Origin of the sequence: Fuerstiella marisgermanici, assembly GCF_001983935.1 — a bacterium.
In the GTDB taxonomy this organism is placed as follows: domain Bacteria; phylum Planctomycetota; class Planctomycetia; order Planctomycetales; family Planctomycetaceae; genus Fuerstiella; species Fuerstiella marisgermanici.
The window spans coordinates 1,500,401-1,515,437 of record NZ_CP017641.1 but is presented as its reverse complement, the minus strand read 5'-3'; the positions used below and the strand labels follow the sequence as shown (position 1 = coordinate 1,515,437).

The following is a 15,037-nucleotide window of genomic DNA, read 5'->3' as shown; positions in this document are numbered from 1 at the left end:
TCGGGGGATGTTGTTATTACCAGCGTTTTTACAGTCCGGAAGTGATTGCGATCTGGTGATCGTCGCGGTCTTCAAAACCGTTGAGGCGCGTTAACCCGTGCCTGGTGGGTTCGATTCCCATCCACTTCCGCTTTTGGTACTGATCCCCGCTTCAGGAAATGACGAGTCGTGGCGAGATAAGACGGGAAAACACTGGTTCTCGGCGGACTCTGGATAGAGATCGGTTGTGCCGCCTTTCTTGCCTATTGCGGTCGATGAGGCGTAAGGATTTCTGAACGGCCTTTCTGCATAGACAACAACCCCTTTATAGTGGGCGATGAAATCGCCCCGTGCCTGTGCGGAAAGGCAACGATCGCGTTTAAGCGGTCGCTCGCCTTCGAATCAACTCCACGCTGACGTCCAGTTCCGGCTTCGTCATACTCTCTTCCGCCGTCACAACAGTAAGTGCCGTTTTCTCTATCTAACCCGTGGTCCAAATATTGGGCTCCACTTCATTACTCATCGCGGGCCTCGGCACGTCGTTCATCCAGCAACTCGTCGACAAGGCTGACACCTTCCGGAACGAAGGTGGAAAAATACTCCTGAGCTCGAGCCAACGCCTGAGCAGCCGTTTCGAGTCGGATTTCATCCTCACGTTCGACCACGACGACGCAGTCGCCGTTTGCAACCCCAAGCTTCTCCTTCAGCTCAACGGGCAACCGAATGCGTCCCGACGAATCCACACGAATATGGTGACAGGCATCCTGTGGTGTTGTTTCGATCAGCACGACGAACCTCCCTGTTTGCGGCCTTTTCTTGAGCATGCCACGAAACAGGCAATCCTGTCAACAAGTTTCTGCACGACGCTGAGGAACACGTCGCCCTACTCACGCCTATCGTGATAGACAACCTCTTTTATCTGCGGCGACCGAACGGGCTGGCCTGCTGGGTCTGAGTGGCCGTGTTCACGAACATCTCCCACGTTGCGAAACGGCTGTCCGCCCAATCGACGCGACCTGTCCGTCGAGAACAGCCCTCCAATCATGTTCCGCCAGATCATCGGTATTAAACCCTGAGCAAGTCGTGCTGGAGGCTGCCGGCGGCGCATCGGTTGGTCTCACCGAAGCATGTCTTCGTAGTAATTCAACGGCGTCGATGTGTTCGAACAGAATTGAACGACGACCTACAACGATCCCCGGAGTTTCGTATTCCGCCGAAGCCCTTCCGTCACCTCGTCGAGAGAAGCAATTCCGGATAATTGTTCGTCAGAAACTCAGAAACCGCCGTTCGGAGACGCTTGACGGTTTCAATTAGTGCATCGGCGTCCCTTTCTTCAACGACGTCTACGTGGTCGTACATCGCCTGGCCTCGTTTCCGTGAGGCAACTTCGATCTGGTCGGAGACCTGACGGAAATCTGCACCCATCGACAGTGGTAGCGATTCGATGGCGCGTTTGTGATGTCCGCTGCCTTTGGCAACTCTGTACCCGCACGCACGGAGTGGAATCATGCACAGAATCAGCCCCGCGTCGTAAGCATGCATGAATTTCCCATCGACACTTAAGCCTTGACTGGTGGCATCGGACAACTCACGGTCGACAACTGCAAAAAGCTCGGCAATCTCCGCCGGCACCGTGTCGTTGCTAACCAACCAACCGTTCCGACGCCATAGCTCTAAGCTCATCGTCTAGCTCCTTTTCCGTCATTGAATTCCCTGCCCAGCGAACTGGCAGTTTTGGCTCCTGCATGACCGTAGCAATAAAGTGGTTACCGTCTTGCAGCCTTTTTCGAAAACGCGCTAAGCTGTAAATGGCCGGATTGATCTGCCGCCCCAGAATTCGCTCTGCCTTCTTCAGCAGAGGAGCCACTACATCCATCGTGACGTCACCAATCATCATTACGTCGATGTCACTGTCAGCTGACTGCTGGTTCCTTGCTGTCGACCCGAACACAAAGCAATGCTCCAGCCTGTCTTTAATACTTTCAAAGGCGTCTGCCAAAGCCTCCTGAAGCGTGACACCGCCTCGAGATTCACGCGTTTCAACCAAAGCGATCAATGCTGACAAAACGTGAGGACAAGGTTTTCCAAGCCCGTCTTCTATTCCGATTCGGCGCAGTACCTCTTCAATCCGCAGGCTTAATGACTGATCCCACTCGATTTCCCCTTCCGCCAGCAAACGAGCCAATATCTGGCACGTTACACGGGCCTCCGTTCCTTCTCCCGCTGCCCAGTCCATAAAAGCTTCACGCACATGACGATACCGCTGAACGCACTTTCTCAACGCATGAAGCAACGCCATTCGAACTCCCTTTTGCGAATCTTGATACGCCAGCACCAAAATCATATCCACCAGCTCAGCATCGTTAACCACGGCTTCTGTCAGTGCATGCGCGGCGTTTCGACGCACTTCACTTGATTCATTCGCATCGAGCAACAGATCCCTGAGCATCTTGTAGATTTTAGCGTCACTGTCAGCGACGCTTCCAAGTGCCCATGCAGCTTCAGCTCGGATGGTATCTGACTGCGATTCACTCAGCAGGCCTTTTAGCAATGCCACGGCACCTTCGTCGGCGTTTGCGAATCGACCAATGACTGATATCGTAAGCGCCTTCAGTTCCTCATCTGGTTCGTCCTGGACAACTCTTGCAAGTACGGGAAAGCAATTCGCGTGAACGTTGCTCTGCATGGCCATTCGCACAATTAGACAATGCTTGACCTCGTTTGGCGTATTCGCATCGCGCAACCGGCGAGTTGCATCCTTTTGCCAGACTGGAAAGTCATCTTTCATCAATTTGAAGTTGGGAATGTAGACAGGCTCAGCCGAGCCATCGGCAAGTGGAGCCTTTACTACTGCAGCAGGCTTATTGAATTCAGCCGACAGTTTCTCAACATCGATCTCCGGAAAATCAAATCCTGCACTTTCAAGCTCTTCAACATCGTCAGGCTCGAGTTCCTGCTTAGCGAGATCAACTATTCGGCCGATGGCCTGACTGGCGTGAAGAGCATAACGAGAACCCTCAAACTGCCGCAGTCGGTCGAGGCAACGCATTGTGATGCCCAGCCACGGCGACGCACCCAGGCGGTCCATCGAATGAAAAAGTTGGTCCACAACCTGCCGGTTGGCAATCGTAGATCCATCCAGCAAACAACGCATCGCCAACAGCGGACCACGATATAAGAATCGCCCCGATGGATCCAAGTCATCGAGCATCAAACGAACAAGCCGTTCTGCCCGTGGCGGCGTAATGCGCGCTGTGACGAGCCTAATGGTTTCGTCCCATTCAGGATGAAACAGATAGGGGCGAACCAAGGTTTCGAGGTCCGTGTGTGTCTCATTGTCAGCCTCGTTCATAAGCCCGACCGCAGCAAAGAACTCCTGAAGTGTTCGATGTGAAAACGCGTAGAGATCCAGTGACCGCTCCTCGAATATTCCCGTTCGGCCGGAAACGAACCTGAGCAGCCGTGCAGTCGCATCCTTCGCGATTTGATCGTCAAATCCCAGATTTGTTGACAAGGCTTCATGCCAGCACTGCTCAATCCACCAGCGTTTGGCGGTCACCACCCCGTTCCTTTGCATCTGCAAAGCGAGATCCGCCACAAGCCACTCCAGATCTCGTGCGTCCAGATCAATCCCCAGAGTTTCTGAGAATTCTCCCGACGGTCGCTTGCTGGCCTCCCACGTTTCCAGAAAGACCTCCGCGACTTTTTCATAGAGATCCACACGGCGTCTGGGTAGTACGTAATTCCGACTGCGGCAAAGAAAAATAAGGATTGTCAGGATCAGTGGATTGGATGCGATTTGACGAACTCTGGAGTTTTCCCAGATCGCCTTTTCCAGGTTCTGGGCTACCTGAAAATCGTCGCCAGTCTGTATCAATGGGGACCACTTCGAAATCGTTTTTCGAATCTGCGAATCACCGTATTCGAGCAATCTGACAACTTCAAAACCGAGTGCCCTCCACGGCTCCGGGTCGAACCCGATTGGCCGCGATGTCAGGCAGAAGCGGTTGGCTGCAAATTTTGCGATGAAATTTCGAGTTGTTTCAACCAAGCGAATACGCGAAGTGTCATCGGGGACTTCATCCAGACCGTCTAGCAGAAAAAGTAAACGCTTCGACTGATCCTCCAACCATACCTGAAGCGTTTTGCCGAACTCACTCGCCCCCAACGATTCCACTCGTGCTTTGATCCATCCGAAGAAGTCGACTTTCGGATCCACTACCATGGCCGCGGCGAATTCCGGCAGCCTGATAAAGACCGGAAGGCAATCACTCTGAAAAAAATCTCCCCGCGAAGTCATCACAGTTGCGTACTGCATGAACGTCGTTTTTCCGGAGCCCGGACAACCAAGAATTATCAAACGGGGAAATGCGTGGATGGCTTCTTCGGCGCTCAATCGCTCGTTCTCACGCGGCGAATCAGCGTATAGGTCTCTCGCGACCCGCGCAGCCATCGCGACTTCGTCGTCACAGTCAGCATCGGCCGGCTCGTCATGGATTTGCCGGATCGCTTCGGGCATTACGAAGATGTCCTCCAACGGCTGAGGTGCCAGTTCCGGAAAGCCGAGCCCTGCAAACGACTTCCTGCTCAGCTTTTGCTCGATCAGGTCTCTGTAGCGGTCAGTCGAGCCTGATTCCTTTGAACCTCCATTCTCGTGTCGACGCTTCCGTTCAGCCCCTACTGCTTGCCTGAGGAGTCGCAACGTCTTTTCAGAAACGGAACTGACACGGCCATTTGCGATTCGACTAATTTGCACGCGGGAAACGCCTGACATTTCTGCCAACCGTGTTTGAGACTCGCCTGACTCGATTATGAGCGATCTTGCCTCAACCAGTGAGTCCTGACTCGCATGCCGTGTCATCGATTTCCCCTACGAAGTTTCTGAAAATCCAAAAAGATACAAACACTTACCATTAACGGGAAGCAGGAGGACATGAAAGATACACTCCGCATATCTTCACTGTATCTCGGTGTGTCGCATGATGCAACTGAAAGCAACGCGCTAAACAAAACATTCTCTTGAAACCCGGACATTTCTTGAAGTTGTAGGAATTTCGGACACCCTTGCTCCAGCCTTTAAGATGCACCAAGCGGGATGGCGGTGTATCTTTTCGGCCCGCCAGAAGTCACGCTCTCCCCCCAAATGCCACGCCAAGGTACATTTCCCGGAACAGATTTTATGTACTTTTCCGACGTTTTCGACATCTCGAACGATCTTCTCGCTTCAGAAAATGTCTTTGATATTTCGCTGGTGAGCGATCTGCCACTCTTTATTGACCCCTTTCTTGTTTTTGACAGTGACAAGCCTGAGTACCAAAGGCTACACATGGATGTTGTGCGTTATGTGTCGTTTGTTCGTAACAAAATCATCGAAGGAAATGTGACCGACGCTCAGGAGAAGGAATGGCTGCATTTTAAGGAAATATCAAATAATTGGTTGGGCTATTCGGTTGGCGGTAACGCTGGACGCGGCTTGGGGCCAACATTTGCGAGCGGAGCGTTAATTGGCCTTCGGGGACCGCTGAAGGATTTCGGCAAAGAGAAATATTCAAAAGGCAGTCATTTCGAGCGTTTGTTCCTATTTTCAAAGGGCGCAGGCAAGGACGCACTCAGCGATTTCATCACCAATCTTTGCCATGAATTCCTACTGAACTTTACGCAGGTATTTGCAAGGAAGCACCTTGCCCCTGAGCAATGCCGCGAATTCAATGTGCGTCGAGTGAGCTTCGACTACGACAAGGAGCGTTGGGTCCACAGGAAGTTCTTTCTTCCAGCATTCAATTCGGAGTACGTATTACTTACGCCCATAGACTTGTTGACCCAATCGGTGCCGTGGATCAATCGACCGGACTTGTTTGACAGATTCGGGGGCATGCTGGACGCGATGAGCGACATCCAGTTACGTCAGAGTGTGAACGACTTCTTGGATCAAAGGCTTGCGCCGCCTCCAAGCCACCCACGGGAAAAAGTATTCCGGCCAGCCAAAAAGGACGTCCAGGCAGCACAAGAGCGCGCACTGGAAATTTATCCAGAGTTGGCGAATTGGTATGTCGCGCTGAAGGAGGCGACTGGCGAGGAAGCGGTGAATCAAAGTCGAAATCGCGTGGCTCGGGCCGATGAACTGTACCGCAGTCGCGTAGTTGAGTTTCTTTCGTCAACGTTACGGCCGATGGGATTTTTTGAAATTGACGTGAATGATAGGCAAACGTTGTTAAAGACCTTCGCAAATGCGATCGAACGACATGGGAGTGAACTGTTTGTCGGGGAAGATGGACTTGTCGGTGACTTGTCAGCCGATGATGTACAACTAATTTGCACGTTGGTTTGGTGCGCAGATGGCAACCGGCAGCGGCGGCCTCCTCAGTTTCGATTCGTCTCCGACTCACGGGCGGCGTCACACTTTGAATCCGGGTCACAATCAAACCGGGATAAAACAGGCATGTTTGTGATCACCACGGATCGTGCAAAGAAATCCCGCATTGAATTCATTGTTCAAAACGACAACCTTGAGGGAATTGTCGTTGCTTCAATTACCGGGCACGGAAAGGAAAACTCAACAGTGGAGAGTATCTTTATAAGCTATACGAAAGCCGACGAACTTTGGGCTCGCTGGATAGGGAGAGTGTTGTTGTCCGCTGGATATTCCGTGACGGTCCAGTTTAAGGACTTTCTGCCTGGAACTAACTTTGTTGAACAGATGGATCAGGCGATTAAGAATGGTCCATCCGGGTTCTTTGTGGGTGAGGCGTTAATTCGTTAGTTTTCGTGGGATGCAGGGAACAGACTTTTACGAACAGATTTTGGGACTGACGGGGCCGTGGTTTGTGGCGGACGTTCAGCTGGATATGGAAGCTCAACAGGTCGACGTTTTCGTCGAACATGGCGAGGGCGAAACTTTTTGCTGTCCGGATTGCGACAGGCAGCTGCCGTGCTATGACCACACGAAGTCTCGCAAATGGCGGCATCTGGACACGATGCAATTTGCGACCATCCTTCATGCCCGCACGCCTCGCGTGAAGTGCCCGGATCATGGCGTCAAACAGATCAGGCTTCCCTGGGCGGAAAAGAACAGCCGCTTCTCATTGTTCTTTGAACGCTTCGCCATCGACGTTCTTCTGGCCACACAAACCGTGAAAGGGGCGTGCAGCATTCTGGGGATCTCATGGGATGAATCGTGGCACATTCTGCAGAAGGCGGTGGCTCGCGGGAAGGATCGCAAACAATCGAAGAACCTCCCTCGAATCGGCATCGACGAGAAAGCCTTTCGAAAACGACACAACTACGTCACGCTGATCTATGACTTGGACAAGAGCACTGTCGAAGCGATTTCCGATGGTCATGACACGGCAGCCGCTGATGCCTGTTTCGATCAGCTTTCCGACAGTGAAAAGCAGTCTGTGGAGGCGGTTGCGATGGACATGAGTGCCGCATACGTCAAGAGCACCAAAGGCAACATTGCATTGGCCGAACAGAAGATTGTGCACGACCGCTTTCACATCATGAAGCTGGCAACCGAAGCCGTCGACAAGGTCCGTCGGTCGGAGCAGAAGAAGCTTCGCGCCGAAGGCGATGATCGATTGACGGGAACTCGGTATCTGTGGCTTTCAGGCCAGGAGAATCTCAGCGAAAAACAGCAGGAACGCTTTGATGCCGCATGGAAGGCAGAGTTACTCACGGGCAAAGCGTGGGCCTACAAGGAGATGCTGCGAGACCTCTGGGTTCATGACACTCCGGCAGAGGCCACGACGTTCTTCAATGACTGGTACAAGCGAGTCATCCACACAAAGCTGGAGCCAATGAAGAAAGTCGCTCGCACGATCAAAGAACGCTTAGCCAATGTGGTGAGCTACTGCACTCACGGAATCACAAACGCCGTCGCCGAAGGAATGAACAGCAAAATCATGGCCATCAAACGAAGAGTCGGCGGATACCGAAACCGCGACAACTTCAAAACCGCCATCCTCTTCTACTGCGGAGGACTCGACCTCTACCCACAATAATCCCGGATGGACCTTAAGAATACGGATCGAACTGTCGCAGTTCTTTCACCGGATTACATAAAGTCCGACTTCGCTGCATCGGAATGGCAGGCCGCATTTCGCGATGATCCATTGGGGCAAAAGCGAAAGTTAATTCCGGTTCGCGTGGCGAAAGTTAATGTAGCTGGATTACTCGGTTCCGTCGTTTACGCCGATATCGTGGGTCACTCTGAGAAGTCAGCGACTGCAATACTTCTGGGTGCCATAAGCGCTGGCAATCGCCCAGTGCCGGATGAAGTCACTCCTGATTTCCCGGGTACATCGGATGGGCATCATAATTACCAGATTTTCTTCGACCGGATCCCGGTGGAAATCGAGCGAGGAGGCACGATCGACACGTCAAGGCGTCTTCAGATAGCCCGAACTATCGCCTCGCTTTCGACCAATCAGGTGAATCTTCTCGTGTACGCCTTGAATCCGCCTGATAACGAGATACCTCCGGTAAACGCGGTGGCGAAAGACCGAGCTGCGGCATTGCTGGACTGGACATCTCGCGAAAAGATCGACTTGGCCACAATCGAGGGTCTGGTCAGTTCACTTCAAGAATAACAAAAATCCCATATGGTGCCGATGGACGCTTACAGAATAACAAACCAGGTTAGAGGCGATTCAGATCGTGTCACTCCCGGATTTTCACTTTGCCCCGAATCCCGTTTTTGACCTGGCGCTTCTTCCGATATCTATCTTGGCCCGATCGCTCTGTGCCGTGAACTTGCGGACCCGTGCGCTTTGTTAGGTGGTCACGAATAGGACTGAGTGCCAAGTCGTAGACTACTTAAGCGATCACAGCGAACCGACCAGAGTCATTCTCCAATCGCACACAATGTCGCAAGTGCGGCATTCCGAACGCGCGTCGGTGGTCACGACCGAGGATACTTCCATCCTGGAAACTTACTTCGGTCGTGTCGGACCGAAGTGGGTTGGCTCAGATCCATTGGACGTTCAGGAGTGCTCTCATTTGCGCGCACGAGTCCGACAAAAATGGTCAATGCAGCGCCGACCTGTGTCACGAAATCGCCCTCTGCAACCGACCGAATGACACGACTCGACGTGCCATCTGTTCGACGACGCTTCCTCAGAAATTGCCACCGCATGCAGTTGCGCGAAACGCTGAGGCGCTGAAGTTGGTCCATCTGCAGCGGTGAATCGCCCAGCAGGGTTGCCCGAGGTTTTGAAATCCCCGCAACCCTGCCGGACGAACATTATCCACGACATATTGGACAGAACGGCTATACCGTTTCGACCAGCTTTTTGACGAGAGTAACGACGCCATGTTGCGCTTCGTCAATGGATCTGCGATGGCGGCCGTCACCAAACTCTTGATATTCAATCCCGATGTGGTGAATGGAGTCGTCCCCAGTAACGCCAAGATAGAAAGAACAAGTCTTTATGTGAGGCACCAGGTGATTCATGTGTTCCCGTACTCCTCCAGTATCGAATCCGAATTCACCCGATGAAGTAAGGATAACGAGCGTCTTGCCGGATAGAATCGGCTCGAGCGGAAAGTCTCCGCGATCAAGATCGAAAGAGAAGGTCTTGTTGATGCGAATGACCTGGTCGAACCACGCTTTCAGCGATGAAGGCATACCATAATTATACATCGGCGTACCAAGCAAAATGATGTCAGCAGCCGCGAGCTCTGCAATCAGCATATCCGAAAGCGTAAGCATTGTTGCCTGCTCTTCTGTTCGGTCGGCAGGAGGCGTGAATGCGCAGGCAATCCATTCTTCAGTCACGGGTGGTGGCGGCTGTCTGCCAACGTCTCGTTCAACGACCACATCTTCCGGACGGTGTTTCAACCAGTTTCGTATGAAATGCGAAGAGAGGCGCTGCGTAAGTGAACGCTCACTTCGGGCGCTGGCGTTGATTTTAAGGATTGTCGTCATGGGTTTCCTTGAGGTGGTACAGGTTTCAGGGACACGTGAATCTCTTATTTTGAGTCCGTAGAAAGGACCTCAGGATGTCTCGGAAGAAAAAAAATCAGTCAAGAAATCGTCTCGCCGTCAGTACACGGATGAGTTCAAAGAAGAAGCCGTGCAGCTGCTTCTGGATGGGTACACGGCTCCTCAGGTTGTGGACCGGTTGGGCATTTCAAACGTCAACGTTTTGTATCGCTGGAAACAGGAGCAGCTGGAACAAAGTGGTCCAGTGGCAAGCTCTTTGGAGGCTAAGGTCAAGGACCTCGAAGCCGATCTGCGGCGTGTCGAACGTGAGAGGGACATACTAAAAAAAGCGTTGGCTATTTTCGGCCGCAACGAATAGCTGACGTCTATGCGGCCGTTGAAGCGATTGTTCAGGAAGGTCATGGAAACGTGGCCGAAGTCTGTCGTCATCTCGGTGTGAACCGAACTTCGTTTTATGCCTGGCAGACTGCTGAGCCCACGATCTTTGAAGAACAGGATGCTCAACTGGCTCCGTTGATAAGAGTCATCTTTAAGTGTCACCGCCGCCGCTACGGGGCTCGTCGCATTGCCGAAGACCTCAAGGAAATGGGACTTCCCTGTGATCGCAGGAAGGTCTCGAATGTCATGAAAGCCCTTAAATTAAAGGCAATTCAGCCGAAGTCGTTCGTTCCAAAAACGACAGACAGCCGTCATCGACTGGGCTATTCGCCGAACCTGTTGCTCGATGCGGACGCCCCAACAACGATCAATCAAATTTGGGTTGGAGACATTACCTACATCCCGCTGACTGACGGGACGTTTTGCTACATGGCGATGCTGATGGATCTGTTTTCCCGGCGGATCGTTGGTTGGCATCTGGATAACAACATGACGGAACAGCTGGTCCTCAAAGCACTGCGTTCGAGCATCAAAGAACGACAGCCTGACGTTGGATTGATTCACCACACGGATCGAGGCGGCCAGTACGCTGGCAATGAATACCGATCAATTCTTCGTCGGGCAGCAATCACACAAAGCATGAGCCGTGCTGACAACTGTTATGACAACGCATCCATGGAAAGCTGCTTCGGAACGATCAAGAACGAACTCGAAATGACCGATTACCAAAGCAAGGCAGAGGCAAGAAGAGAGATGTCAAAATACGTCCGCTACTACGTTCACGAACGCAGACACTCCAGCCTCGATTACAGGTCGCCAGCTCAGTTCGAACAGATCATCAATCTCCCAAAATAAGAGAATGACCTGTCCCTGAAACCTGTACCACCTCAGTCAGCATAGACGGAGGGACTGGTTAGCCGGTCGGAGTGCCAGTGCCAGTGCCTCCTTGCGAGCGCGTACTGCGGTGAGAGTTGGAGACCGATAACGGAAGAGATCCTTGTCGGATGGCACACGAAATATGTGGCAATGGTTGCAGCGAGGCACGAGTTAAACGCCGGGGTTTCCTTCGCTGCGTTCAGTCCAACCCCGGCCACACTTGAAGGAACCGTGCTCCCATTTTAGTGGGGAGGTTTACGGTTCGCCGTTGGTCGCTGCCAGCGCAGCGCGAGCGAATGACGTTCACTTCGCAAAGAACTCGTCAGCAGGCGACACGCCACCTTTCAGTTCAATACTTCGCAAGGTAACCCGGCGTCTACTTTTCTCAGACGGATCGACTCGAACATTGACCACGTGAGAACCCCGCTGATCTCTGGCACTTGATTTGCATTGGCAACACGCAGCGGCGTTCTTCATGTTTCGCCGATCATTTCGATTTACACTGTCCACCGTGTCCACAAGGAGCGAAGCATGTCTGGTAAAACTGGTTTCTGTACTGATGCTGATTTGAGTACCTGGGAGCGAGTCAAGAAGGCGTTCGCCAACGACTGGGAGCAGACCAAAGCGGACTTCGGTTCTGATGAGGCTCGTGATATGGACCAGGATGTCGATGACACGGTGAAGCAGATGGCGGGCGCGGATGACGCGTTCGAAAACCGCGAGCAGGCTTTCCGCTTCGGTTACGCTGCTCAATGCCGGTACAAATCGAAACACGCGACGTGGAGCGACGACCTTGATCGCCAGCTTCGATCTGACTACGACGGCGACTATGACAAAGACCGTCGCCACATCCGGCACGCGTATGAATATAAGTATGTTGACTGATGGAGCTGCGGAAGATTGTTGACTCTCGCTGACGCATTCATTCGTGTTCAGCTGGTAGTCGCCTCTGCCCCATCCATAATCGGATACGTCGCCGAAGTTCGTTTCGGACGGTGCCCGGCATGCCCGGCATGCTCAGCACCATGCCCCAGCAGCCCGTCTTCGCTTTGTCGAAGGCGGGCTGTTTTTGCGTTAGACTGTTCCCCCCGCGAACTCCACGCTTTGGTAGCTAATCGCAATCGACCGAAGTCTATCGTTCCCACGTTTCGAGCGTGTTTCCTCACTGCCCATCATGTCGAGTACGCGACTGCGGAAAGTCGGCGGAGTCCAATTCCCCCGAGATTTCGGGCTGTGTTGAGGAGGCTTTGCTTTCGGCACGCTGGCTATTCGATGTTGCACTTTGCACAATTGGCGTGGTCGGTGACGTCGGGTTCAGAACGTTGCCGCGTCTTGGAAGAGGGCAACAATCATGGTCTCCAGAGCTCACGTTTTTGCATTTCACGCCTTAACGATTTTGGTTCTCGGCAATCACACTAGCGCTAAGGGCGATGAACTGTCGCCCGTCGCTCCGGTGGACCGTCAGCCATTGGTCGCGGCTACTCAGCGGCTGGCAGAAGCGATGAAGTTTGCCGGTTCGCCATTTAGTGACGATGTGCTTCAAGATTTGAAGACTGCTCATGCGCTAGACGACGATCGCGCGGCAGTGAAGGCAATTCAGGAAGTGCTGGACCCGCTGTGCCTTTCTGAAATCAACATCAACGCGGAAAGCCGAGTCAAAGTGAAGGAAGGGCCGGTCGCGAAGCAGTTAATGCAGCAGGGGTGGCGTGCGTTTCTGATCAAGATTCACAACGAAGCGGGCATCAACCCGGAACTAAAAGTCGAAAGTCCAAACGCCGAGCCAGTCTATCAGCGTGGCAAGGGGGCTCGCCAGAAACCGCGCAGCGATGAAGATCTTGTCAATCCGTCAGATGTGCCTAACCGCTGGCTGGACGTTTCGCTGCTGACTCGCGAACCGATGAAACCGCGGCTGAGTGGTCTGGCTGTCGAATACCGTGTTGTGCTGTTGTACAGCCGCGACGTGGGGAAACGAGAGGCGTCGTTGGCGTTTAATATCGGCCAGGGAACTCAGGACATTGGCTTCCGTAACGCGGTGGCGATTTTGTTTAATTGTCAGCCGGCTATTGAGGTGACTTTGCACGTCAAAGATGTGGACGGCGACGGCACGATGGCGGCATTCGTGATCAAAGACAAACTCGGTCGAGTCTATCCCAATCCAGCGCGTCGCCTGGCACCGGACTTCTTCTTCCATCAGCAGGTGTACCGGCAGGATGGCGAAACGGTGGCGCTGCCGCCCGGCGATTATGACATCACGGTGACTCGCGGTCCGGAATACCTTCCCGTGAAGATGACCGTCACGATCCCGAACGAGAAAAAACATTCGCTGGACATTCAACTGCAGCGATGGATTCATATTGCCAAGCGCAAGTGGTATTCCGGCGACCATCACGTCCACGCGGCCGGGTGTGCTCACTATGACAGTCCGACCGAAGGCGTCGGGCCGGACGACATGATGCGGCACATTCTGGGCGAAGACCTAAACGTTGGCTGCGTGCTAAGCTGGGGGCCGTGCTGGTACACTCAGAAGCAGTTCTTCGAAGGTGAAGTATCGCGGCTATCTTCGAGCGAACATCTGATGCGGTATGATGTTGAAGTGAGCGGATTTCCGTCTTCGCACGCCGGGCATTTGTGTCTGTTGAAGCTAAGCGAAGACGACTATCCGGGGACAACTCATCTTGAACAGTGGCCGAGCTGGACGTTGCCAGTGTTGAAGTGGGGCAAAGATCAGGGTGGAGTGGTCGGTTACAGCCACAGCGGCTGGGGATTGGCATTGCCGGACATCATGCCGGACGGTAGTCGACAGTTTCCCAACCGCCGATGGGGCGGTGCAGCGGAAAATTGGAAAGGCGAGGCTGCGTCGAAGCTGCCCGATTACGAGATGCCGCCGTTCGACGGAATCGGTGCCAACGAATATATCGTGACGGCTGCTCACGACGTGTGCCACTTCATTTCCGCTGTCGACACGCCCGCGATCTGGGAACTAAACATCTGGTACCACACTCTGAATTGCGGCATGACGTCTCGCATCAGCGGCGAAACCGACTTCCCGTGCATTTATGGTGATCGAGTCGGCTTGGGGCGTATCTATGTGCAGCTTGATGACGATCAGGACCTGAGCTACGACAACTGGATCCAGGGTTTGAAAGACGGTCGCAGTTACTGCGGCGACGGACTCAGCCACATTCTGGACTTCAAAGTCAACGAACTCGGCGTCGGCCAGGCATCCGGCAAAGGGAAAGAACCCAGCCGCCTGGACATTGCGGAACCATCGACGGTCGATGTCACGTTTTCAGCAGCCGCGCTGCTTGAGGCCGAGGAAACTGATGCGACGAAGGCCATCCGCAACCGGCGTCTGGACGAAAAACCGTACTGGCACATCGAACGCAGCCGCATTGCAGAGACTCGCGAAGTACCGGTCGAAGTGATCGTGAATGGAGAAGTTGTCGCCACAAAAACTCTGCTGGCGGATGGTACTGAGCAGGATTTCACCTTTCCTGTAAAGGTGCAGCAATCATCATGGATTGCAGTTCGGATCCTGCCTTCGGCTCATACCAACCCGGTGTTTGTCCACGTCGCGGACAAACCTATCCGCGCCAACAAACGCAGTGCAGAATGGTGTGTGAAGGCAGTGGACACATGCTGGAATTCGAAGCAGAACGCGATCCGTGAAGACGAACGAGCGGCCGCCAAAAAAGCTTACGACGAAGCGAAGGCGATCTACGAACGCATCGCTGCTGAGAGCATACAACCGTAGTGGACTTCGCCAGAAGTCCGGTGACCTTCCACCAGCATGACAAGCCGAATCAATCGCGGGAAGTCTGGCGAATTCCGTGACAAATTGCACATCACATCAACTTAGCT

General features: G+C 53.3%; 11 protein-coding genes, 1 tRNA gene and 1 pseudogene. 8 read left to right on the top strand and 5 right to left on the bottom strand.

Annotation, left to right across the window (positions count from 1 at the left end; all coding sequences use genetic code 11):
* Positions 1-37: 37 nt before the first annotated feature.
* Positions 38-131, top strand: a tRNA-Sec gene (locus Fuma_RS05705).
* Between the two features lie 363 nt (positions 132-494).
* Here Fuma_RS05705 and Fuma_RS05700 read toward each other — a convergent pair.
* From Fuma_RS05700 to Fuma_RS36755, 4 genes and pseudogenes are all read right to left on the bottom strand, one after another.
* On the bottom strand, positions 495-767 hold the full coding sequence (locus Fuma_RS05700) for an AbrB/MazE/SpoVT family DNA-binding domain-containing protein (RefSeq protein ID WP_158520860.1): 273 nt from the start codon (positions 765-767) through the stop codon (positions 495-497).
* A gap of 439 nt (positions 768-1,206) precedes the next feature.
* Positions 1,207-1,662 (bottom strand): hypothetical protein, encoded by a 456-nt coding sequence (locus Fuma_RS05695; protein WP_145944003.1) that lies wholly within the window; start codon positions 1,660-1,662, stop codon positions 1,207-1,209.
* On the bottom strand, positions 1,622-4,498 hold the full coding sequence (locus Fuma_RS35870; RefSeq protein WP_229360857.1) for a HEAT repeat domain-containing protein: 2,877 nt from the start codon (positions 4,496-4,498) through the stop codon (positions 1,622-1,624). Before Fuma_RS35870 ends, Fuma_RS05695 begins: the two co-directional genes overlap by 41 nt.
* Before the next feature lie 174 nt (positions 4,499-4,672).
* Positions 4,673-4,840 (bottom strand): annotated as a pseudogene (locus Fuma_RS36755) (helix-turn-helix domain-containing protein); the annotation flags it as partial.
* 234 nt (positions 4,841-5,074) lie between these two features.
* Here Fuma_RS36755 and Fuma_RS05685 point away from each other — a divergent pair.
* From Fuma_RS05685 to Fuma_RS05675, 3 genes are read left to right on the top strand one after another with little or no spacing between them, the layout of a single operon-like run.
* Positions 5,075-6,739, top strand: coding sequence for a toll/interleukin-1 receptor domain-containing protein (locus tag Fuma_RS05685; protein WP_083731826.1), 1,665 nt, complete (start codon positions 5,075-5,077; stop codon positions 6,737-6,739).
* 10 nt (positions 6,740-6,749) lie between these two features.
* Positions 6,750-7,979 (top strand): ISL3 family transposase, encoded by a 1,230-nt coding sequence (locus Fuma_RS05680; RefSeq protein ID WP_077022615.1) that lies wholly within the window; start codon positions 6,750-6,752, stop codon positions 7,977-7,979.
* A 6-nt stretch (positions 7,980-7,985) separates the two neighbouring features.
* Entirely contained in the window at positions 7,986-8,567 is a 582-nt protein-coding gene (locus Fuma_RS05675; RefSeq protein ID WP_077023285.1) for a toll/interleukin-1 receptor domain-containing protein, read from the top strand.
* Positions 8,568-9,247: 680 nt separating this feature from the next.
* Here the strand turns inward: Fuma_RS05675 and Fuma_RS05665 are convergent.
* Positions 9,248-9,904, bottom strand: coding sequence for an FMN-dependent NADH-azoreductase (locus Fuma_RS05665; protein WP_077023283.1), 657 nt, complete (start codon positions 9,902-9,904; stop codon positions 9,248-9,250).
* A 148-nt stretch (positions 9,905-10,052) separates the two neighbouring features.
* Between Fuma_RS05665 and Fuma_RS05660 the strand changes: the two genes are divergently transcribed.
* The 4 genes from Fuma_RS05660 (at position 10,053) to Fuma_RS05645 (ending at position 14,930) form a co-directional block, all read left to right on the top strand.
* Positions 10,053-10,280, top strand: coding sequence for a transposase (locus Fuma_RS05660; protein ID WP_077022415.1), 228 nt, complete (start codon positions 10,053-10,055; stop codon positions 10,278-10,280).
* Positions 10,277-11,155 carry an IS3 family transposase gene (locus Fuma_RS05655; protein ID WP_077022414.1) on the top strand — a complete coding sequence of 293 codons (879 nt, stop codon included), beginning with the start codon at positions 10,277-10,279 and terminating at the stop codon, positions 11,153-11,155. Before Fuma_RS05660 ends, Fuma_RS05655 begins: the two co-directional genes overlap by 4 nt.
* Positions 11,156-11,707: 552 nt before the next feature.
* Positions 11,708-12,061, top strand: a complete 354-nt coding sequence (locus Fuma_RS05650) for a hypothetical protein (protein WP_077028130.1) — start codon at positions 11,708-11,710, stop codon at positions 12,059-12,061.
* A 466-nt stretch (positions 12,062-12,527) separates the two neighbouring features.
* Positions 12,528-14,930, top strand: coding sequence for a CehA/McbA family metallohydrolase (locus Fuma_RS05645; RefSeq protein ID WP_077023282.1), 2,403 nt, complete (start codon positions 12,528-12,530; stop codon positions 14,928-14,930).
* Positions 14,931-15,037 lie beyond the last annotated feature (107 nt).

Coding starts and splice junctions, on each gene's coding strand:
- Fuma_RS05695 (WP_145944003.1), bottom strand. CDS start 1,662: ATGAGCTTAGAGCTATGGCGTCGGAACGGTTGGTTGGTTAGCAACGAC.
- Fuma_RS35870 (WP_229360857.1), bottom strand. CDS start 4,498: ATGCCCGAAGCGATCCGGCAAATCCATGACGAGCCGGCCGATGCTGAC.
- Fuma_RS05685 (WP_083731826.1), top strand. CDS start 5,075: ATGGCGGTGTATCTTTTCGGCCCGCCAGAAGTCACGCTCTCCCCCCAA.
- Fuma_RS05680 (WP_077022615.1), top strand. CDS start 6,750: ATGCAGGGAACAGACTTTTACGAACAGATTTTGGGACTGACGGGGCCG.
- Fuma_RS05675 (WP_077023285.1), top strand. CDS start 7,986: ATGGACCTTAAGAATACGGATCGAACTGTCGCAGTTCTTTCACCGGAT.
- Fuma_RS05665 (WP_077023283.1), bottom strand. CDS start 9,904: ATGACGACAATCCTTAAAATCAACGCCAGCGCCCGAAGTGAGCGTTCA.
- Fuma_RS05650 (WP_077028130.1), top strand. CDS start 11,708: ATGTCTGGTAAAACTGGTTTCTGTACTGATGCTGATTTGAGTACCTGG.
- Fuma_RS05645 (WP_077023282.1), top strand. CDS start 12,528: ATGGTCTCCAGAGCTCACGTTTTTGCATTTCACGCCTTAACGATTTTG.